This window comes from Pseudomonas sp. S30, from assembly GCF_016518545.1.
Classification (GTDB): domain Bacteria; phylum Pseudomonadota; class Gammaproteobacteria; order Pseudomonadales; family Pseudomonadaceae; genus Aquipseudomonas.
This window is the reverse complement of sequence record NZ_JACVTO010000013.1, coordinates 145,348-164,061: the sequence shown is the minus strand read 5'-3', so window position 1 is coordinate 164,061 and position 18,714 is coordinate 145,348. Positions and strand designations below refer to the sequence as shown.

The following is an 18,714-nucleotide window of genomic DNA, read 5'->3' as shown; positions in this document are numbered from 1 at the left end:
CTACCGCCCCCTCCCTCCTCGCCCGCTCACGCTCGCGCTGCCGATAGCGCTTCACAAATTCGGCGCCAACTATCTCATCAACTTCCAGCTCAAGCCCGCAACTAACTAATGAAGCCATAGTAGTATCCGTTAGCGAAAACTTATCGGGGATAAGCCCGTTATTCCCCATCCTATTTCTATCAAGCGCTGCTTCAAAGGCTTTCAGAAAATCAGCCAATCCAGAACGGCGCGCCTCAGTTGCTGCGCTTGCACTGGAGTCACGAGAAACCGTCATCGCTTTAGCCGCATCAATACCAATCTGCTCCACCACCTTACTTATGGTCGGCCAGTATTTCAGGTCATACTGGTGGGTCAGCCCACCAAGCTTTTCCTTCAGATAAGACCCAAAAAGCCCATTCCCCTCTGAGGCCCCTTCAACGACATCCATAATGTGATAATAGGTATCACAAGTAAAACTAGATCTTTCTTTTACTTCAGCCCGGCGCGAGAGCATCTCCGAGAGCAACTCTGAAGTCTTTGCAATATGCACATTCAGCTCAGTCAGCTCGTCCCTATCCTCACGCGCCTTTTTTATTTCTTGAGGATTCCAGGACTGAATCACTGAGGTGTATATCTCAAAGAAAGACTTCAGCACCCTTGGCTCTGCGGCAAGGCCATCACAAAGTTCTACGTAAGCGCCGGATAGCTCGTGAGTACGGCCCAGTAGGCTTTCGATGAGACGATTGGTGCTGCGTAAGATGCCGCGCTCGACATTATATTTATAGTCCTCACGCAGCACGTTCTCACATATCTCGACTGCAGCGGTACAAGCTTTAACATCCATTTCCTAACCCTCTATTAAGTGACAAATTGATGATAAGGCTTCCGGTCGGAAGGCGTCGGTACCTGTCCGAAAAAAAACGCTCCCGCTATAGGTACCGCCCTGCAAAAACCCTCCCCACTCCCCGAGAACACCAAATACCCAAAAAAACACAAAACTCAGAAAACCCAAAGACCCACGCCCTCAAACCAACAACATATCTAAAAAACAAACACTCTCCGCCACCACGCTCCAAGCACTAGCCGAATGGAACTGTCCAAATATTCCGGCGACAACTAGCCTTTCACTCCCACGCCGCTTTCCCCATTAGCCGGCCTTTACACATAGTAAAGCTAAATATGTAAAACGCGGGTGGCATAATGCGACTCTTTGAGTAACACTAAAGCTATTCTGCTACAGGTAACCCAAATGAACGCGGCCACCCATTCCCCCGTCGACGACTTGCTCAACCCAGGCGAGAGCGCATCACGTCCGATCAAGATTCTCGCCGCTGCAGGCAGGATGTTCATCGAGCACGGGTATCAAGGCACCAGCATGGAGGAGATCGCCAAAGCTGCAGCGGTGACCCGCCAAACCCTGTACAACCGTTATCCCGAGGGCAAGGAGTCTCTCTTCGTTGCAGTGGTAGAGCGGATGTGGAAGGCCTTCGCTGTCATCAATGTGGCAACGGATGAGCGCGCCCTGACCGAGCCTCGGGGCGGCCTCATACAGATCGCGACCGACTTTGCTTGCTTCTGGTCGGGGCCGACCGCCGCCGACTTCCTGCGCATGGTCATTAAGGAAGGTCAGCGGTTCCCTATGCTTGCAGAACGCTTTGACGAGGTTATCCAGGCGCCGGCAATGGCTGCTGTTAGCGATTATCTCGCGGAGCTGTCACGCCGAGATGTCCTAGCAGTTCAAGCGCCGGATACTGCCGCCCGCAGCTTCATGGAGGTGCTTGACGGTCGAATCCTCTGGAAGCAGGTCAAAGGTAATAGCGATCCACTCGCCCGCGATGAGGTCGAAGAGATTGTCGAACGCACGGTAGACGAATTCCTGCGATCACTCCGGCATTGAAGTAGCGCTTTTGGCCTATGCCCCCACCACCTACCCCCACTGTAGTTGATCAACCCCAGAACCGATGATACCGTGCCACATCGGTTTTCCTGGATCGAGCGGTCGGCAAGCATAGCCTTTGTGCATCAGGTGCTATCCCCTTCTTTCGCACGCATTTCGACAATAGTCAGCGGGCAGCCGGCACCGTGACGTTGGAGAACTGCCATGCGCGTTCCAATTTTTTCCCAGGATCTGCTGCCTCAGGGTGCCTTCAGAAAACTGTCCAAAAGCATCCAGAACAGGTGGCCTGGCAGGTCGCCTATCAAACTATCCCTCGCGTCTGAAATCTTGTCCAAGGCGCTCGGGTACGCCGATTACCATGCGCTCAAAAATGCGCCCACCGACCGCTCTCTCGATACAGGAACACCTGCCGAGACCGATGTGCGCGCAGGGATAGCCGCAGCGATTTCTCAAGCACTGGCATTGGCCAACGACAGCTCAGTACCGAGCAACGTGCTGGAGCGATATGTCGAAACACTCCCGTTGAAAGCGCTGACAGCGTTCAAGGGGGCGACTTCGCAGAGCATGTACATGGGCGCGTAACCTTCCAGGCCTGTGAACGGCCCATAAGGCAGGATCAAAAGCCACCTGAAAGCGAAAGGAAAACCGTGCTGTGCCTGACGGATGGAGGGGCTACGGGCACCGCTGCTTTTGCTTTGTCTTCAAATATATAAACTCCGTCGCCTTTAAAATTTTTTAAGGGGGAGTCCTCTGAAAATGACGCATATTTGAAAGTATCGTCCCAATTCTGAACGTTTCACGCCTAGGTAATGGTTGTTGGATGAGCCTGCCCCATTACTGGCGCGCTTCCCTTACGGCGATCACTGAAAGGTGATTTTCACCGGCTCATCCGACTACCAGCCCATACTCCTACGCATCCTACAAAGGAGAAGTGCCATGGACTCTGGCAATCCGATACCTGCCCCCGAAAGCAGCCCGCTCGCCAGTTGGAGACAACGTTGGGACATCGTTGATGAGCGAGTGTCATGCAGAGTCTGCACTGCTAGCCATTCGGTTGAAGATGCGCGGAAGCCTTTCACCCACCATCACGGATGCTCGGCTGCCTCGGTGGCCATTCAACTTCCGATGCTGGAGCTGGCCAAAGTCATGCGCGAAGAGCTTTCCGCAATGAGTTGAAGGCGCAGCCCCCGTCCTGGGGCCAATAACGGCTTCAGGTTTGCGGGGCTAAACTCCAGCAGGGGCCGCTTTCCCAATGGCCCTGTAGTCGGCATCACACAGAGACGACGGAAACGAGTTCGAAATACTTGAATCGCTTTTTCTTGGCAGCAGCTCTGGCTTCTTGCTCAGCCACCAGGCTACTCAAAGTATTGGCATCGTAGCTAAAGAGCTCCTCCTCCCCCTCGAACGTTTTGGTCACCCTCAGAGTGACCCTAAGCCGTGGGGAGGAAAACTTACGCTGGGCCGGCTTCTCCGGCTTGGTCGTGGCTTTTTCTTCATTACGAACGGTTGGTGGTGAGGAACCGAAAAGCGCTTTGCGCATTTCTTCCTCACTCAGGTTAACAGTCATCTACGTACTCTCGTTTGATGCGAGTGCCAGGCATCGCGGCATTGATGATGGCCGCACGGTGCACTGATCGGTTGCGACATTATGGCGTCGGCCATGCCAGTATTTTACGCTGTAAAGCCGCGAGGTATGAGGCTAATGACAGCCCCCAGTCACTGGCTGTCGGGGGTCTGTCGTGTTGGGACACGGAAGTGAGCGTCATCATCAGCCCCACCTACCCCCACGATGGATCACACCATGGAAAACCAAACCTGTTCCGGCCAAGCTCGACTGCTGACTCTTGAAGAGCTCGCGATTGTCGTGCGCCTCATGAGAGAGGCACTCCAGTGGTCTCAGGAAACCTTAGCTGAGCTGGCCGGCATTCATCCGCGAACGATACAGCGCGTCGAAAATGCCAAATCGGCGAGCTTTGATACTCGCCGCGCGCTCGCCCGTGCCTTCGAGTTTGAGGACATCGACGCCTTCAATAAGCCCTTTACCATTCCGACCGCTGAAGAGATCCAGGCCGAAAAGGAACGTATCGAGCGCGACTATGTGACTGTACCTGCCCATCCCATTACAACGGGGTATCAGCTTGCCCAATTGGCCGAGGCATCCACACTGGACGTGATCCAGCCTGGCTTCCAAATTAGCCGAGATGCTCATGAGGTTTTTGCCGCGCTCACCGACTATTTCCACGAGTACCGGGACTGTGCGAGCGACTATCCAGCACGCGACAAGCTCGCCATCTACGACGAACTGCAGGAAATGATCGACGATTTGCACAAGCACCAGGTAGCTGTGCATTACGCGACCCGCGACGTTTACTTGAGAACACGAGGCGAACAGCCAGGGTTGGAACCCATGAAGGCTCAGATTACCTACCTGATCGCCTTTGAGCGCGGAAAGGCACCCGAGCAGTTTTCTGTACAGAAGAAGCCGGACTTCTCATTCTGACCCTCCGCGATTGGAGATAGTCCCAGGAAACGTGGTGACCATGTTCGGAGTCTGGGGCTTTCCGCTAGCACCCCGTGCAGTTCAAGGGTCGTGCATTGGAATGACACTGACTGATGTCGCTCAGTGGCCAGTGGACTGCAGAACCAACTCTGCGAACTGAACGAGGTTTTCTATCCTGCCGCGTCCCCTCGTCAAAAGATGTCCCGAGATCCCAAGCGTGCGGGGCCCATCTCTGTCGCAGCGGGGCGAGTCACCGATCATCAGTATTGATGGCGCCCCTGGCAGTAGGTATCGATGGGGCTGAACACCCAACGAGTGGCACATGGCGTGGTAAATCAACGGTTCAGGCTTGATGGCTCCGACCTCATAGCTCAACGCGAAAGCGTCCGCCGCAGAGAGAAGCCGTTTCACACCTGCGCCGTAGGCCGCCGAAAGGTTCGAGCAGATGCCGACACGAACACCGGCACCACGGAGCATCTCAACGGATTCGAGTCCGTCAGTGAAGGGCACCAGTGATTCAAGCTCATCGGCGAGTGCCGCCTGGATCACCTCCATACGCTCAGCTGAGATACGTATACCCAACTGGTCAGCAGCCTCACCGATCGAGCAGTTCCAGGTCATCAGGGAGCGCAGGTCTTCGGCGCGAGGAGCACGCCCTTGGCGGGCACCTTCACGCAGGAGCATTCGGTAGGGATGCGTTCGATGCTTGATGTCGAGCAGCGTGCCGAACGCGTCAAAGATCGCAGCAGACGGAAGCATGGTAGGCCTCACATGATGGATTCATCGACACACGGGCAGTGCGCTTGTGCCCCTCTAGGTAGCACCTCAGTCTCGATACTCAGACGCGACTACGTAGTGGTCATTGCCACAGATACTTCTGAACATCTTGAACATACCCTGCGAGCAGACCAGCTTCAGAAGTGGTGTGACCACAGTAGAGCCGTTCTCAGCCAGCCCGGATCGATCATCAAATACCTGCGCCACATATCTGTCACCGACTTTGGCAGCGTCGACTAGAAACGCGTCGATTAACACGCCCCAGTCGAGTTCGCGGGCTTTGATCACAACCCAGGGCAGGTCACCTTCTGAGTTGGCGCGCATTACATTTTCTCGCAGCATATTCACTCAAATCTCAATCAGCTTCCAAGGGTCGAACCCGGTGTCTTCTTGGGGGTAGCCTTTTGGGTTTGACACCAGGCGGCAGTCTCCCATCACGACATCGACTGCTAGATGTGTGTGTCCGAAGATCCACGCATCCGCCAGAGGCAGCAAGTCATGCCAAGCATTTGCATAAGCCGCGTTCAAGTGCCCTTCGTGTTTGTAACCGATGACCTGAGGTATAGGGGCATGGTGGGTAACAACGACCGTCCTCCCAGCAAACGGCCTGTTGAGCTCCTCGGCTAGCCAGGCTCGGGTCGCGCGATTCTTGGCGATCAAGTCGTCTGGCCTGATGCGTCTATATCCTTGGCCGCATCGGGTCATTCGGAAGTCGTTCATCTCGTGCCTGGCCACGGATGAAGCCACCGCAAGATTTCCTGTCGAAGTAAAATCAGTCCAAGCGGTTGCGCAGAGAAAACGGACGCCATCGGCGATGAAGGTTTCACATTCAAGAATGTGCACATGCGGCGCCGCCTGGAGCCTCATTTTTTCAATTGTTCGATCAAGGTGCCCGGTGTAAAGCTCGTGATTCCCTAGGACGTAAATGACAGGACAGTTGAATGCTTGATTTGCCCAAGCGACACCTCGATTTTTCGTGTGAATGTCTCCAGCGAGCACTACCAATTCGGCCTCAACGTCGACGGGGGCGTATGGTTCAAACTCAAGATGGAGGTCTGACAGGACACGGATCTTCAATGGACGACCCCATCTACGTTGAATACTTGATCGCTGCTGGCCCAATCACATACGACGTACACGCTGCCAGAGAACGTCCGACACAGCAGAAAACCTCGTGACTCACAGGCCATCAATATCGCCGACGTCCGGATCATCGCGCCCTCTCTGAATCGCGCCTTTGCATCTCCGAAAACAGTACCCACTAGCACTGGCGAATAGAAACGAGCAGCACACAGATAGCCAGTAATCGTAATGCCAAAGTCCAGCGCCTGAGCTGCCAGAACTTGTCGCGGCGCTCCCATAACCCCTCACCTTTCCACTGTATATTTCCAACCTTGCAGCGCTGACTCGTGCTCTCCCCGCTGGATTGCATCCCGGTCAGTAGAGCGATGTCGACACCGTAAGCAACTGAGGCGCAAGGATCTGGCGCCCCTGGGAAGCACCCGAAACACGAATTAGGCCTATATTGAAATCCTGCCCAAACGGCTCTCTTGCCTTGGGTATTGCAGCGTTTGAGCAGGCGGTCGTGCGCTCCGAACGCTGCAGCCGGTAACACCACTCGCCCGACACGGCACAATATATACTGTCGATTCGGGCATGACAACGTGGCTTTATCCTCGTTTTTGAGGAAACGACATGGCGCTGCGTGACGGCCTGGGTGTTGCCCTTAGGGCGATCAGGTCAACTCATGACCTGGCTCAAACCGACCTAGGCGGCGCCGCTGGACGGTCGTACGTTCAGCTTCTCGAACACGGGCGGTCGGACGTAACGCTCGGGAAATTAGAGGCCATTGGCAAGGCTCTGGACATTGATGCACTGACACTGCTGGTACTCAGCGCGTCGGCGGATAGAGACGAGCCCCTGGCATCGGTGATACAGCGGATCGAAGAGGAGCTGGCTGCGTTTCGCGAGGCGGGTGGAATGGAAAACCTCGCGGATCAGATCAACCTCGGGCCCGCGCAAGTGCGTGTGGAAAAGCGCGAATCTCGACGGGCCAGCGTCCAGGAATGCAAGGCTGCCGGCATGACGCAGCGTCAGACTGCTGAGAAATTGCAGCTGGCAAAATCGACGGTGGCTGATTTTTGGAGTCAGTGACAACACCTGGCAGAGGGGCGAATGGCGCTGGTCTATTCTCGCGTTTGCCCGGCACCAAACGACTCAACTCAAGTTTGCGATCAAGCTGATCATGACCCTTTCTGACGCCATCCTGGTATTGCTTTTAGCCGACCGCATCCATGGGTCTGACGAGGCCATTCGGCGTGCGGCCAGAAACGTGGTCAAAAAGCTCCCACGGAGTAAGCGGGACATCATTTTTCAGATTGTGGATACGAAGAGCCCGCGCCAGTTGATTCAGCATCTCGCGGCGAATCTGGATGATTAGGGGACTTAACCAATACGCTACCAGCATGCCCACAAATATAAAACTGTATTTAGCTTAGTCACCAGTCGCATCCACTCCGACTAAAAACCTCTGTAACCATAGCCGCCTTAGATCCTACCAAAAAGCTAAAGGAGAGACGCGTGAAACATAAAATATGGGAGACCAGCAGCTCATTACTTATCGCATATGAGGTTCTTGCGCTAGGGTACAAGAAAGCTCTAACAATTCGAACTCCCTTAAACCTCGATCCGTCCGCCGAACTAAATAAAACAGCCCCTCCCAAGCATGACTATGCCAATTATAATCAATCTCTAGCCCTAATTACTCTGAACGCTTCCATCCTAGAAGGCACACTTAGAAGCATAATATCGGAGAAGCTTTCAACAGATATCAACTTGATGGTTGACGAAGCAAACAGATCGGGAAGGTCAGGCCCAACAAAGCCTGAAGAACTCCTCTGTAAATTTCGCGACGAAGTCGAACTTCAAGGCGGATGGGAAAATTTAAAAAATCAATATCTATTCTATTTCAATATATCTATGGACAAGATAACTGACGAAAGCACCAAAGAAGGGATCAACGCCCTATTTGTCTTAAGGAATTTTATTGCGCACGGCACTGCCATCATTCAGCCAAGCGAGAAAATGGAAGAAGAAGATAAGGACATCTACCCTTATACATGGCAACGAAAAATGCAGAGGGCGCACGTCTACCTTAAAAGTAAATTCGGGCATGAAGGTTTTTTTGAAAACTTGGCGGAGCATGCCGTACCGGAACATTTCATGACAGTAACAAAGAAATTCCTACAAGACATCAGTGCCCAAGCTTGCCCAGCTCCTGGACGAGCTGAAAAAACTCTGAACATGATAAAAAACTACAGTTTTGGCTACATCAACTACTCTCGCTAGCGGGATCTGCACCATGCAAACGTAGCGCTGGCCGCTCAGACCTTGTAGGTCGAACTCGAATAGGCCTATCGCGAGAATCTATAGCAAAACCACCGGAAATAAATCTCATAGCAACTCAAAAAAAATTATTAAGAAGCAGTAACTTTGACTATACAATTTTTTGAGTTGCTTTGAATCAACAATCTTCAACGTTCAAGCAGCATCACATCCTTCAAGCTTTCATGTCCAACCGGCGGTAATCGCTCCAAGAACACCGTAACGAGCGGCCTTAGCGACTGTCACAATGATCAGGAAGCTCCACAACGGCTCTCTCATCAACCCCGCAACCAATGTGAGGGGATCACCGATGACGGGCATCCAACTCAGTAGCAAAGACCATCGACCATAACGTTGGTACGTCCGCTGGACACTCTCCAGGCGCCTGGCGGAGACAGGGAGCCAGCGCTTTTCACGGCAATGCTCAAGGTATCGCCCGAGCACCCAGTTTACGAGCGAGCCCAATACGTTCCCCGCAGTGGCCACCAACAACAGCGTCCACACCGGATGCTGCTTGGCCCATAACAAAGCAACCAAAACAGCCTCCGATTGGAGTGGGAGCAGAGTAGCGGCACCGAATGCCGAGACGAACAACCCGATGTACCCGGTGGCCCACATGGCGGCTGCCTACAGGTACTTGGTGATCTGCTTGAACTCCTCAAGCGATGCACCTTCGCCGCTGGCCATGGCATCGACTGCATGCTCCAGGCAATGATCGATATGATCCTGGATCAGCGTGCGCTTGGCCTGCAAGACGGCCTTCTCCACTGCATGCAGTTGCTGGGCAATATCAACGCATGCCCTGCCATCCTCGATCATCGTCACGATACTGCGCAGATGGCCCTCGGCACGCTTGAGGCGCTTCACGATAGCGTCGTGAGACTGATGGGTATGCTCATGCTGAGGCGTATGGTTGGTCATGATCTGATCCGGCGACAGTGAGGACGCAGTATCCCCTACCTGGGGTTGCTCATGCACTCAAAGCAGATCGATTCCGAAACGCCGTAGCACAGTGGCAAATACTACGAAGATCACCATGCTGGAAACCATAGCGATGCACAGCGCTGGCCAGAACCCCATTCGCTCGATGAGCTTGGGAAAGATCAGGAACATGGGCAAGGTGGGCACGACGTACCAGAAGGTGTACCAGGCATGATTGGCGATCTTGTCTGGGCTCTGCTGTTCGTAGTGCAGCCAGACCAAGGTGAGCACCGTCACCAAGGGCAGCGACGCGATCAAACCGCCTAGCTTGTCGCTGCGCTTGGCAAACTCCGACATCAGGACAACGATGGCAGAGGTGATGAAGTATTTGGTGATCAGCCAGCTCATAGGCTTGGATGCGTCCGAGACACGCCTCAAAAAATGAAGTCTGATCGTATCCCCCCAGGGGGGATATTACAATCCCATGAGCCACCATCCAGACAGACAACCCGTTCGACCTACGCGTACCTCTGGGTTTCAGTATTGGAGGCGATTGCAAGCACTACGGCAGGCTTTGGTGGGGATGACGCAAGGCGTCGGTAATCAACCACACGGGCTATCCTACCTATACGCTATACCTGCGTTTAGAGAATCGACGGCCCGAGAAAGAGGCCTTTTTGGCCGGTTTCTTGGCCGGCTTCGGGGGCTTGAAATCGCACTCTGGAAAGTTGTTGCAGGTCACGAATTTCCCATGCTTTCCGTCCTTGATGACAAGGTCACCCACTTTACAGCTGGGGCAGGGGTAGAGTTTGACAGCAGCCCCGTTGGTATCCTTGACCTCAAGAGCGCCTTCCTGCACCAGTTCCTTCAAGAATACCGACACCTGCTTTTCCACCGTGTACATCACCACCGTCCGCCTTGCACGCGTAAGGGCGACATAGAAGAGACGCCGCTCTTCTGCGAACAGGTATGAATCTCCCGCCGGCATCACCAGGCTCAGGACAGGGTCATCTGTCATCGTGCTTGGAAAGCTCCGACCACGCTTCATACTCACCATGGCGGGTAAAATCACATAGTCGGCTTCGGTACCCTTCGAACGATGAACGCTCAAAAATGAGACCTCAACAAGGCCTCGGCATTTCGCCTGCCAGTTCTCAGGAACGTAGCCTATCTCGTCGTTGTAACGCCCAAGGATGCATACCTTGATCAAGCGATCGTTCGCTTTCGGGATCGATCCATCCTTGAGGCCCGCAAGCAGGCTCTCAAGGAAGGTGACGATGGCAGGCCCGATCTCTTTTTTGGCCTGCACCATCACGGCCCGAAGCACCGGGCCTACCGCAGGTGTTGCAGACACAACCGTTTTGGTGAGCTGCACAGGATTTTTGCTGACAAACCGGCTGGAGACGTCGCACAGGTCTTGAGGGCATCTGAAGGTCTGCTGCAGCTTGAGCAACTGTCCAGAACCAAAAAACCTCTTGAAGTCCGTCATCATCGAAACATCAGAGCCAGCAAACCTGTTGATCGATTGCCAGTCATCGCCAACCGCAAAGAAATGGCGTCCAGGCTCACCTACCAGTGCTCTGCAGAGCCGCGCTCGCGCTCTAGATGCGTCCTGAAACTCATCAGCCATAACCAGTCGGAATTTCGGCTTACAGCGTCCCTGCTCCACATGCTCAGCGGCCTGCACAAGCATGTCCTCGAAATCCAGTCCACCAACATCTTCCAACGCTCGATTCCAGGCATCCATCACAGGCCAAAGGATATCCAGGAACATGTAGCGATGCGTGAATAGCCCCGACGACAGCCCTTCGACACGAGCCCGCAAATCGTGTTGGGTCAGGCAGTTGCTTTTCACATGAGCGATAAAGGTTCGAATCAGCCCAATCAACTTCATCTCCGAAAGCGGTGGCTGACGATCTGGAGGTATGGGGCGATCAGGGTTTGGATCGAGCTTAATCCCTCGGCTCGTAAGCTCACGTGTCAGGTGCTCAATCCAGGTGTTCTCACGGATCTGGTGGGAGGTGGTCTCAATCAGCCGCGTGCCATGCTGACGATGCAGCGCGCGCTTCCACACGGTATCTTCGAGGTACCCTTCAAAATGCTCAGGGGGCTTTCCATTGCCATCCAAGGCAAAATGCTCGTGGTACAACCCAATCGCTGGGTAATAGAAATCTGGGTGGTACTGGCTGTGGGTCGCGGTGGCGGTCTCATGCTCATATGAGCGTTCATATACATACTCGACGCCGTTGTAGTGCAGCCAGTTGGCGATCATGCACTCCTCCAGGCTTTTGACCGGATCGCCCTGCAGAGGGACGAGACGGCCAGACTTGGAACCGGTCTTTGGAGGTATCTTCATTGCCTTGAAGGTTGGAAGATCACGACCAAATACGAGCCGGAACAAATCCCATCGGCTGCGGAATGCGATTGAACTGTCCTTTAGCCCATCAACAAGCGTTTCCAGCTTCTCGAATGCCAGTTTTTCCTTGACCACCCAATCTGGAACACGCGGTTTCTTTCCAGTGGCGTAGCCGATGATGGCGAGGCCTAGCCTGTGGAAGGTCTTAGCACGAACCTTGACTCCGTCCATTCCCAGGCGCTTGAACGATTGTTCTGCACGCTCAGCCAGCTCTTTTGCTGCGTCCTTGTTGAACGCCAACATCACGATTTCTTTGGGCTGAAAAAAGCCGCGATCAATGGCGTAGGCAGCCTTCGCGACCATGGTGGACGTCTTGCCAGACCCTGCGGACGCCGCCACTTGAACACGGTTATCGAAGCAAATAACCGCCTCGGCCTGCTCATCGTTCAACGCGCGCTTTTCCACGCTAGAAAGCAATTTGCTGGAGGCGACCCGCTCTCTCTTGGTATGCGCTTTGTTCTCCGTTGCCCAGTGAGCTGCCCAGTCCTTTCGCAAGGCGACCAATGAGTTCTGAACGTCGACGCGCTGTACACCCAAGGACTTTCTCAGGTCTTCGTCTTCCAGCAGGGTTTCCAGCTCTTTCTCGGGCATCTGGAGCTTAGGCCTGATAGCCTGCAGTGCGATCTGCTGTTCATGAGTGACCCACCGTCTCTGAGCTCGCGAATCATTCAGCAGGCGCTCCGCCTCGGCCAACCACGTCGTGACGAGTGTATACGCTGACCTGAAGCGCTCTACTCGCGCGAGTCTGAGTCGCTCGGCCTCCGCCAGCCTCTCCGCTACAAGACGCTGGTGATCACCCACCACGCTTGCGATTTCTTCGTTGAGGCTCGCCACAGACGTATTAGGCAAGCCCCGCAAAGTACCGTCCTGGAAGGACAGGTGGCCCCAGAGAACACCTCGGCGCACGCTGATGCGGTCACCTCGATCAAGATCGATCTCGACTCTCTCATCGTTCACATGCAATTCGAAACGCCCGTTTATCGAACGCAACGACCACGGCGGCGATCCGGTGAACAGGCGACCAAAAAACGATGGCCTCCATATGTATTCCCTTGCCAAAAACGACCTCCCCGACGACGACGCGTGGACGAAAAGCTGCCCACTACCTTCCAAGGTAGGTATTGATACCCTAAACAGAGACCAATCCCAACGGCCAATAAAGCGCTCCCGACTTAAATGAGCTAGGTGCCCATTGATAAAACATGAAGTCGTCGCCTTCGACGAGGCAGGTTGCGAGTTGGCAGGTAGACTGAGCTTTTGACTTCAAAGGAACGGGATGATGGCTATGCCGACGCGGACTGATGGGGATGATGGCGATCGGGGCTTCAGCCATTCTAAAGACTGCCCAGATGCCCTGCCCTTGCAGATTGATCCGCAAGAGCTGGATGGCGCGGGGCAGACATCAGAGCAATGGCGGCAGGAAAACCGCCAAGCCCTGAAGCGCTACAACAAGCGTGTGCAGGAGCATGGCGTGTTCAGCGATGGTGTGCGGTGCTTCTAGCCTGATCGCCCTCTGATATGGTCATAGGTGCGAACAAAGGTTTCTCAACTGTTGCCTGGCGGTATCTGTTACAGGCCGCTTTCTTCGAAGTCGATATGCCAATGAGCTGCTATCACTCGCACGGCATCTCGCATACGCTTCAGGCTTTGCAGGAAGCACTCTGCCAACCGCCAAGGAGCTCCGATGTACCTCACGATCATGAAGCCGGAAGCGATTAGGCAGATCGCCGAGCTGCCCCGTGGCCTATGCATCGTTGAAGGCCCCCATGGGCCAGTCCTGGTAATCAAAACAGGCAAGGAATACATCCTAGCCGCTAAGCAAAGGCGCGAGTTGAAGCTTTACCTAGCGCCTTACAAGGCAGATGAAACGCGGGGGCTCACGCTACTCACTGCCTGCTTTGATGATCCACAAAGCCCACTTTTGATCAAAACCGCCCTCCGTCCTGCAGCCCCTACCACCGAAGCTCTGCGGCGCCTTCCTGACGAGTTCTACGTGTGCTTTTTCGATGAGCATAATCGTGAGCTTTTCGGCTGTAAGGCCCAGGCGGAACTCGGCCAGCTCCGTAAGGAGATCAGCGTGCTCGGCCCTCTCGGAATGCACCACGGCCCCCAGATGTACGACCAGGCGGATAGGTGGTTCAGCCTCACTACTCATGAGGACGATGCTCGTGCCACAACGGTGTTTCTGCAGGAGGATTTGTTCCCTTCCGACTATCTGCTTATCACTGACCTCACTCAGCAGGGCTTTCTAGGCTCTAAGGGCTACTCAAACTTCAGGCTTGAGCGCGCGGAGCCAGGTACCTTTCAGGAGCTGGATATCATCTACCTGCTCCAACGTGCCTACCCACCTGAGCGGATCATCCACGGGCCCTTGAAAGTCTCCGACGGCGAAGAGCTGACTGACGTAGTGGTTATGGGTGACAGAGTGACTTTGCTGCTGCAAGCGAAGGACAGCCCCAATACACCAGCGATTTTGAACACAAAGCTTGAGCGAAAGCGAAAAAAGGCAATAAGTCAGTTGGCGGGAGGCCTTCAGCAACTGCGTGGGCCAATCTCAACTATAAGAAGAGAGGGCAATCCAGCCCTCAGGCTTGTGGACGGCACGCCCTTGGACATTGACCTCTCAGCACGCCCCCTTGTGGGAGTTGTGGTGGTCAAGGAGCTGTTCATCGACAACTACGAAGAATACAGCGCCATGATTTTGCAGTTCATGGACGAGGTAGGTATCCGAGTCCTGGCGTTCGATTACGACGAGTTCGAGGTCATGACTAGGCACTGCCCTTCGGAAGATGAACTGCTGTCAGCGTTTTATGAGATTTCAAAATGCGCTGAGGAGAATCGGATCTACCCCCGGCTGCGCTTCACAGATCTGCCGCCTCACTAGCGGGGAGGTAGAGAACCTAGCGGTCGGCAGCTCCCCGGCATCGCCATTGGCGATGCCCCTCCTCCACGACCTGCAAAGCTTTTGTGTCCGGTCAACGAATTAATAGGCTTGTCAGCAGGTGCAGATGCTCTTCGTCATCCAACGATACGGCTATAATCGTAAATCTTCCCCTGCACTCACCATAAAAGCGAGCCAGGAATGTCACAGCGAATGCAATTAAATACAACTTTCTCATATAACCAAATATTTTGGATTAGAAGTTTATCAGAAAAAGATGTCGGATTATCGAATCGAATTTTCGAAGATGTATTCAGCGCATTCAGCTCGAAAAATCGCAACATAACACTCATTGAAATAAATTCAAGAAAAGACCTAACAGATCTGCTTGATGATTTAATCTATGAAAGCCGTTTTGGACTTAAACCATTTTTACATTTAGATATGCACGGAGATAAAGACAAAGGGCTGCACATTGCAAAAACCAATGAATTTGTAGCGTGGAGCTTAATTTCTAATAAGCTGAGATCGGTAAACTCAGCAACCGGTAACAATCTGTGCATCATCGGCGCTGCGTGTTATGGCCTTACACTCCTCAAGCATGTAGACCTTAAGGCTCACACGCCTTTTTATATCCTTCTCGCGCCCGAGAAGAAAGTTCAAGCCGGGTTCCTAGAAGACAAACTTCCTAAATTTTATGGCGAACTTCTATCTTCTGGCGTAATTGATGAAGCCTACGAACAGCACCTTGCATCGAGGTTCAATTATTTCCACAGCGAAAAAGTTTTAGCCATTCATCTCGCAAACTATATCAAACTGGGTTGCATCGGCAAGCCGGCAGCTGAAAGAAGGGAACGACTACTTACCGAAATGCTCTCAGAAGGAATGGAATATACGAAGGAAAACCTTCAAAGCGCCCGCAAACATCTTAAGGCAGGCCTTAAGCCCAACCAAGAACTTTTAGAACGGTATGCAGCACCTTTTCTCGGCAACAGGACTTGCACTCTCAAAATCAATGAACTTCTTGAGCTATTAGAAAATTAGGAAATACTAGGCAACATACTCATCACCCCAGTATAAAAATAATAACACCCACTCACCGACAGATGGGCCGTTTACGGCAGCAAGAGGTCAGCGGCACCTAGCTGTTCGCGTTGCGGTGTCGAGCTGGTACCTCATGCCACACCGGTTCTCGTCCCAGTCAACCTCCCCCACCGTCCTTCCTGGGGATAACGTGTCAGAGCGTCCGATAGAGAAAACGTGACACTTGTCACATCTTCAGCAGCACTCAGTCTTCCGATACTCAGGTTGTTTCTCAGCAAATAACTGCAAGCCTCTGTGTCAAAAGCAGAAACACAACGAGTTCTCTATACGATTGAATTTAAAGGAAATGTATTGATAAACCTGAATTCTGTGCTTGACTTAAACACGCACCAATTGTTGATTTGAACCATAGCGGAGCGATTCCTGATGAGAAAACCACCATTGCGTCAAGGTATGGTAAACGGGCTGGTCAGTGAGGTGGTCGATGGTTTGAAGGCGGTTAGGGATAACGCAAAAATCATTGCAAAAATCACCGAGGCCGACCCCGCAAAAGCCTTCGAGGCAGCGTTTGAGATAGCCATCGAAGGCGGTGGTGCCGAAGAGCAAGTTCGCAGCCGCTACGAGGGTTTGAACTGCGCGGAGATCGCGGAAACGTTGGCCAGCAAGCCGTCCCAGCCAACTACTCCAGCACCTGCCACTCCAGCATCTCCTCCCAAGGTGACTGACACTGAGAAATGAAGTACAGATGCTCACGATCTATAACGCCTCCACTCGGACAGCGTCAGGCGAAAACTCACCTCGTGTCTCACGGGGTTAGGCTCCTTTCCCGCTCCGAACCTCCCACGAGCGCTCTGAGCCTCGTGCGGCTCAAGCATGTACAGCGCAACACTTCCTCAAGTGCCTGGCCTCTCGTTCGTCGGCATCTGTTTCGACTGCCTCACATATCGAGCGGCGTCGAATCGAACTGGGTACTTCATATCAATCGCAAGTAGAGTGAGGTGGGTTGGGTTGGATCGCGCCTATGGCCTCTGCCTAACCCACCTCGACTATGACTATCGAATCAACAGGCTCGTCAGCAGGTGCAGGTGTTCCTCATCATCCAACGATACGGCTATGGAGCCAGATCTGGACATCTCAACCTGGACGGGCTTGGTATCGTACTGGTAGACAATTTTAATCTTGTCGATCGGCGCAGCCCGCCCACCTGTGATCTCCAATAGCTTCGTCATCGCGTTACCGGTGGAAGCAATGTCGACCCGGTAGCTGCTTTCAATATCGAAGGTTACTGCCCCTGACACGATTCGCTTGGCCATCACTCTGGTGAAACGCTTGTCAGCCTTGAGCTGCTGATAAACCGAAGAAATGTCCGGCTTCACGATCTCCAGCGCGAAATTCGTCCCCGTCGCAGCCCGGATTAGCTCCACGAACGGTTTCAGGTCTTTGGCGGGCGAACCCATGCAAATCGAAAATCGATCCGGCCCCAGTACCTCGATCACCATATCGAAGCTGATGAACATCGAGTAACTCGATTCCACCGTCTCACCCAGAGGGTTCGTGAACGACTGGGTGATGTCTCGCTGCTCGTGGTAACGGAATGTGGCCTGGTCGTCCAGGATCTCGATCGGTTCAACGCCCACGCGATTATGGTCGTTGAACGGTTGCCGTCGAAGTCCATGCACAAGGGTCTGAAAGTCGATCCGAGCGGTCAGAACCCAGAGTTTCAGCCGCTTTGACTTCATGTCTTCAAGCTCCTTTCGATGTCATCCAAGGTCTTCTGCGCCGCCTCTTCTAGCCGGAGTTTGAGCTTTTGCTCGAACACAGGCTCGGCACGCACGAGGTTCTTGGCGTACTTTCCATTGTGGTAGTTGTAGACACCTTTAACGATGTAGGAGAAGTCGCAGTACTTAGCCTGATTGCCAAACTGGGCCTCGAATTGCACGATTTCCGACCCGACGAGCTTTTCGCGAGCTGTCCATCGAATTTTCCACAGATAAAAACCGTGGCCCTCAAGCTCCATGAGCTGCTTTGACTCCAAAACGCCTTTGCCTTTCAAAGACGCCTTGTCGATGCGGATGATCTTGTGACTCTTGGCTTCGGGTTGCGGCTTGGCCAGTTCAGCCTCAGGATCGTCGCCCTCACCCTCCTCGCCCTGATCATCAGAGTCGACCTCAATCGAATCTTCGATCACCAGCGCCTCATCACTGAGATCCAGGTCATCATCCTCTCGATCCTTCGGGTTGAACGTGGACACGTCGACCACATCCACCACCTCCATATCCCTGAGGTTACGGATCAGGCTGCGAAGGAAATTCGTCCTGATGCCCGCGTCCGAGATCGCCTCCAAGGAAATGGTTCGGGTCGCCACATCTTGATCAGTGGCGATCTCGATCTGGGAGTACAACTGATCCGTGATGTCCTTGAACTTGTCGTTCATAGGCCCAGTGATTTTCCAACCACTGCCTTGCTTCTCAATGATCACCTCTGCCGTCTTCTCAACCACCTGACGGAACTCCGCCTGGCTTAGATCAAGCTTCTGGTATTTGACGGTGAGCTTGAGTTGATCACCATGGATCGCTACCTCAGCTTGTTCGTGTTGATCATCAATCAACCACTCCTTGACGGAGTTGAGAGCGTCGGCCAGCTTTTCTTTGGGAACAGCGGAGGTGACGACCACATTGGTAGTTTTCTCACGGCTGTCACGACCACCCACCAAGAGCGATAGGCTTCGGTAGTCGTAGTAATCGTGGAACAAGGCGCTGAAGCGATTGGCCAGGAATTTTTTGTCCGACTCATTCGAGATCACAATCCCCCTGGAGAGGAAGACCTTCCTGAGCTCAGCGCTCGTCAGGCTGCGCTGCGTAAGAGCGTCGAAAATCGCCTTGTCGGACGCAAAGTACAAGCTACCCATTCTCATA

The 18,714-nt window shown here is 53.5% G+C and carries 21 protein-coding genes; 10 read left to right on the top strand and 11 right to left on the bottom strand.

Annotated features, from left to right (window positions below):
- Positions 1 to 823, bottom strand: an 823-nt coding sequence (locus tag IAE34_RS15980) for a hypothetical protein (protein WP_200139925.1), incomplete at its 3' end; no start/stop codon positions are given.
- 405 nt (positions 824 to 1,228) lie between these two features.
- Between IAE34_RS15980 and IAE34_RS15975 the strand changes: the two genes are divergently transcribed.
- Positions 1,229 to 1,876, top strand: coding sequence for a TetR/AcrR family transcriptional regulator (locus IAE34_RS15975; RefSeq protein ID WP_200139924.1), 648 nt, complete (start codon positions 1,229 to 1,231; stop codon positions 1,874 to 1,876).
- A gap of 204 nt (positions 1,877 to 2,080) precedes the next feature.
- A complete protein-coding gene (locus IAE34_RS15970; RefSeq protein WP_200139923.1) occupies positions 2,081 to 2,458 on the top strand; it encodes a hypothetical protein in 378 nt (125 codons plus the stop codon).
- 688 nt (positions 2,459 to 3,146) lie between these two features.
- Here IAE34_RS15970 and IAE34_RS15965 read toward each other — a convergent pair.
- Entirely contained in the window at positions 3,147 to 3,443 is a 297-nt protein-coding gene (locus tag IAE34_RS15965; RefSeq protein WP_200139922.1) for a hypothetical protein, read from the bottom strand.
- A gap of 234 nt (positions 3,444 to 3,677) precedes the next feature.
- Between IAE34_RS15965 and IAE34_RS15960 the strand changes: the two genes are divergently transcribed.
- Positions 3,678 to 4,376 (top strand): helix-turn-helix domain-containing protein, encoded by a 699-nt coding sequence (locus IAE34_RS15960; RefSeq protein ID WP_233631182.1) that lies wholly within the window; start codon positions 3,678 to 3,680, stop codon positions 4,374 to 4,376.
- Between the two features lie 120 nt (positions 4,377 to 4,496).
- Here the strand turns inward: IAE34_RS15960 and IAE34_RS15955 are convergent, their stop codons facing one another.
- From IAE34_RS15955 to IAE34_RS15945, 3 genes are all read right to left on the bottom strand, one after another.
- Positions 4,497 to 5,135 (bottom strand): HAD family hydrolase, encoded by a 639-nt coding sequence (locus tag IAE34_RS15955; RefSeq protein WP_200139921.1) that lies wholly within the window; start codon positions 5,133 to 5,135, stop codon positions 4,497 to 4,499.
- A 66-nt stretch (positions 5,136 to 5,201) separates the two neighbouring features.
- The gene (locus IAE34_RS15950) at positions 5,202 to 5,495 is read right to left on the bottom strand and encodes a hypothetical protein (protein ID WP_233631189.1); all 294 of its coding nucleotides are present in this window, start codon (positions 5,493 to 5,495) and stop codon (positions 5,202 to 5,204) included.
- Between the two features lie 6 nt (positions 5,496 to 5,501).
- A complete protein-coding gene (locus tag IAE34_RS15945; protein ID WP_200139919.1) occupies positions 5,502 to 6,230 on the bottom strand; it encodes a metallophosphoesterase in 729 nt (242 codons plus the stop codon).
- 618 nt (positions 6,231 to 6,848) lie between these two features.
- Between IAE34_RS15945 and IAE34_RS15940 the strand changes: the two genes are divergently transcribed.
- The 3 genes from IAE34_RS15940 (at position 6,849) to IAE34_RS15930 (ending at position 8,501) form a co-directional block, all read left to right on the top strand.
- Positions 6,849 to 7,307, top strand: coding sequence for a helix-turn-helix domain-containing protein (locus IAE34_RS15940; RefSeq protein WP_200139918.1), 459 nt, complete (start codon positions 6,849 to 6,851; stop codon positions 7,305 to 7,307).
- Between the two features lie 91 nt (positions 7,308 to 7,398).
- Positions 7,399 to 7,593 carry a DUF7740 domain-containing protein gene (locus tag IAE34_RS15935; protein ID WP_200139917.1) on the top strand — a complete coding sequence of 65 codons (195 nt, stop codon included), beginning with the start codon at positions 7,399 to 7,401 and terminating at the stop codon, positions 7,591 to 7,593.
- A 140-nt stretch (positions 7,594 to 7,733) separates the two neighbouring features.
- Positions 7,734 to 8,501, top strand: a complete 768-nt coding sequence (locus IAE34_RS15930) for a hypothetical protein (RefSeq protein ID WP_200139916.1) — start codon at positions 7,734 to 7,736, stop codon at positions 8,499 to 8,501.
- A gap of 219 nt (positions 8,502 to 8,720) precedes the next feature.
- On the opposite strand, the gene IAE34_RS15925 is transcribed toward IAE34_RS15930, so the two are convergent.
- The 4 genes from IAE34_RS15925 to IAE34_RS15910 all read right to left on the bottom strand — a co-directional run bounded on the left by IAE34_RS15925 (position 8,721) and on the right by IAE34_RS15910 (position 12,933).
- Positions 8,721 to 9,155: a YqaA family protein gene (locus IAE34_RS15925; RefSeq protein ID WP_200139915.1), complete on the bottom strand. Its 435-nt coding sequence runs from the start codon at positions 9,153 to 9,155 to the stop codon at positions 8,721 to 8,723.
- A 9-nt stretch (positions 9,156 to 9,164) separates the two neighbouring features.
- Entirely contained in the window at positions 9,165 to 9,458 is a 294-nt protein-coding gene (locus IAE34_RS15920; RefSeq protein ID WP_200139914.1) for a metal-sensing transcriptional repressor, read from the bottom strand.
- A 57-nt stretch (positions 9,459 to 9,515) separates the two neighbouring features.
- Entirely contained in the window at positions 9,516 to 9,866 is a 351-nt protein-coding gene (locus IAE34_RS15915) for a DUF3147 family protein (RefSeq protein ID WP_200139913.1), read from the bottom strand.
- Between the two features lie 217 nt (positions 9,867 to 10,083).
- Positions 10,084 to 12,933, bottom strand: coding sequence for a UvrD-helicase domain-containing protein (locus IAE34_RS15910; RefSeq protein WP_233631181.1), 2,850 nt, complete (start codon positions 12,931 to 12,933; stop codon positions 10,084 to 10,086).
- Positions 12,934 to 13,153: 220 nt separating this feature from the next.
- Here IAE34_RS15910 and IAE34_RS15905 point away from each other — a divergent pair, with 220 nt between their 5' ends.
- The 4 genes from IAE34_RS15905 (at position 13,154) to IAE34_RS15890 (ending at position 16,537) form a co-directional block, all read left to right on the top strand.
- The gene (locus IAE34_RS15905; protein WP_200139912.1) at positions 13,154 to 13,375 is read left to right on the top strand and encodes a type II toxin-antitoxin system CcdA family antitoxin; all 222 of its coding nucleotides are present in this window, start codon (positions 13,154 to 13,156) and stop codon (positions 13,373 to 13,375) included.
- 183 nt (positions 13,376 to 13,558) lie between these two features.
- Positions 13,559 to 14,758: a hypothetical protein gene (locus IAE34_RS24370; RefSeq protein WP_233631180.1), complete on the top strand. Its 1,200-nt coding sequence runs from the start codon at positions 13,559 to 13,561 to the stop codon at positions 14,756 to 14,758.
- A gap of 210 nt (positions 14,759 to 14,968) precedes the next feature.
- Complete coding sequence (locus IAE34_RS15895) at positions 14,969 to 15,799, top strand: hypothetical protein (RefSeq protein ID WP_200139911.1); 831 nt, start codon at positions 14,969 to 14,971, stop codon at positions 15,797 to 15,799.
- 426 nt (positions 15,800 to 16,225) lie between these two features.
- Positions 16,226 to 16,537 (top strand): hypothetical protein, encoded by a 312-nt coding sequence (locus IAE34_RS15890; protein ID WP_200139910.1) that lies wholly within the window; start codon positions 16,226 to 16,228, stop codon positions 16,535 to 16,537.
- A 314-nt stretch (positions 16,538 to 16,851) separates the two neighbouring features.
- Here IAE34_RS15890 and IAE34_RS15885 read toward each other — a convergent pair whose 3' ends face one another.
- Together IAE34_RS15885 and IAE34_RS15880 are read right to left on the bottom strand one after the other, a co-directional pair.
- Positions 16,852 to 17,538 carry a hypothetical protein gene (locus tag IAE34_RS15885; protein ID WP_200139909.1) on the bottom strand — a complete coding sequence of 229 codons (687 nt, stop codon included), beginning with the start codon at positions 17,536 to 17,538 and terminating at the stop codon, positions 16,852 to 16,854.
- Positions 17,535 to 18,707 carry a hypothetical protein gene (locus IAE34_RS15880; protein ID WP_200139908.1) on the bottom strand — a complete coding sequence of 391 codons (1,173 nt, stop codon included), beginning with the start codon at positions 18,705 to 18,707 and terminating at the stop codon, positions 17,535 to 17,537. The genes IAE34_RS15885 and IAE34_RS15880 overlap by 4 nt, the downstream gene beginning before the upstream one ends.
- Between the last annotated feature and the right edge of the window lie 7 nt (positions 18,708 to 18,714).

Coding starts and splice junctions, on each gene's coding strand:
- IAE34_RS15975 (WP_200139924.1), top strand. CDS start 1,229: ATGAACGCGGCCACCCATTCCCCCGTCGACGACTTGCTCAACCCAGGC.
- IAE34_RS15970 (WP_200139923.1), top strand. CDS start 2,081: ATGCGCGTTCCAATTTTTTCCCAGGATCTGCTGCCTCAGGGTGCCTTC.
- IAE34_RS15965 (WP_200139922.1), bottom strand. CDS start 3,443: ATGACTGTTAACCTGAGTGAGGAAGAAATGCGCAAAGCGCTTTTCGGT.
- IAE34_RS15960 (WP_233631182.1), top strand. CDS start 3,678: ATGGAAAACCAAACCTGTTCCGGCCAAGCTCGACTGCTGACTCTTGAA.
- IAE34_RS15955 (WP_200139921.1), bottom strand. CDS start 5,135: ATGCTTCCGTCTGCTGCGATCTTTGACGCGTTCGGCACGCTGCTCGAC.
- IAE34_RS15950 (WP_233631189.1), bottom strand. CDS start 5,495: ATGCTGCGAGAAAATGTAATGCGCGCCAACTCAGAAGGTGACCTGCCC.
- IAE34_RS15940 (WP_200139918.1), top strand. CDS start 6,849: ATGGCGCTGCGTGACGGCCTGGGTGTTGCCCTTAGGGCGATCAGGTCA.
- IAE34_RS15935 (WP_200139917.1), top strand. CDS start 7,399: ATGACCCTTTCTGACGCCATCCTGGTATTGCTTTTAGCCGACCGCATC.
- IAE34_RS15925 (WP_200139915.1), bottom strand. CDS start 9,155: ATGTGGGCCACCGGGTACATCGGGTTGTTCGTCTCGGCATTCGGTGCC.
- IAE34_RS15920 (WP_200139914.1), bottom strand. CDS start 9,458: ATGACCAACCATACGCCTCAGCATGAGCATACCCATCAGTCTCACGAC.
- IAE34_RS15915 (WP_200139913.1), bottom strand. CDS start 9,866: ATGAGCTGGCTGATCACCAAATACTTCATCACCTCTGCCATCGTTGTC.
- IAE34_RS15905 (WP_200139912.1), top strand. CDS start 13,154: ATGGCTATGCCGACGCGGACTGATGGGGATGATGGCGATCGGGGCTTC.
- IAE34_RS24370 (WP_233631180.1), top strand. CDS start 13,559: ATGTACCTCACGATCATGAAGCCGGAAGCGATTAGGCAGATCGCCGAG.
- IAE34_RS15895 (WP_200139911.1), top strand. CDS start 14,969: ATGCAATTAAATACAACTTTCTCATATAACCAAATATTTTGGATTAGA.
- IAE34_RS15890 (WP_200139910.1), top strand. CDS start 16,226: ATGAGAAAACCACCATTGCGTCAAGGTATGGTAAACGGGCTGGTCAGT.
- IAE34_RS15885 (WP_200139909.1), bottom strand. CDS start 17,538: ATGAAGTCAAAGCGGCTGAAACTCTGGGTTCTGACCGCTCGGATCGAC.
- IAE34_RS15880 (WP_200139908.1), bottom strand. CDS start 18,707: ATGGGTAGCTTGTACTTTGCGTCCGACAAGGCGATTTTCGACGCTCTT.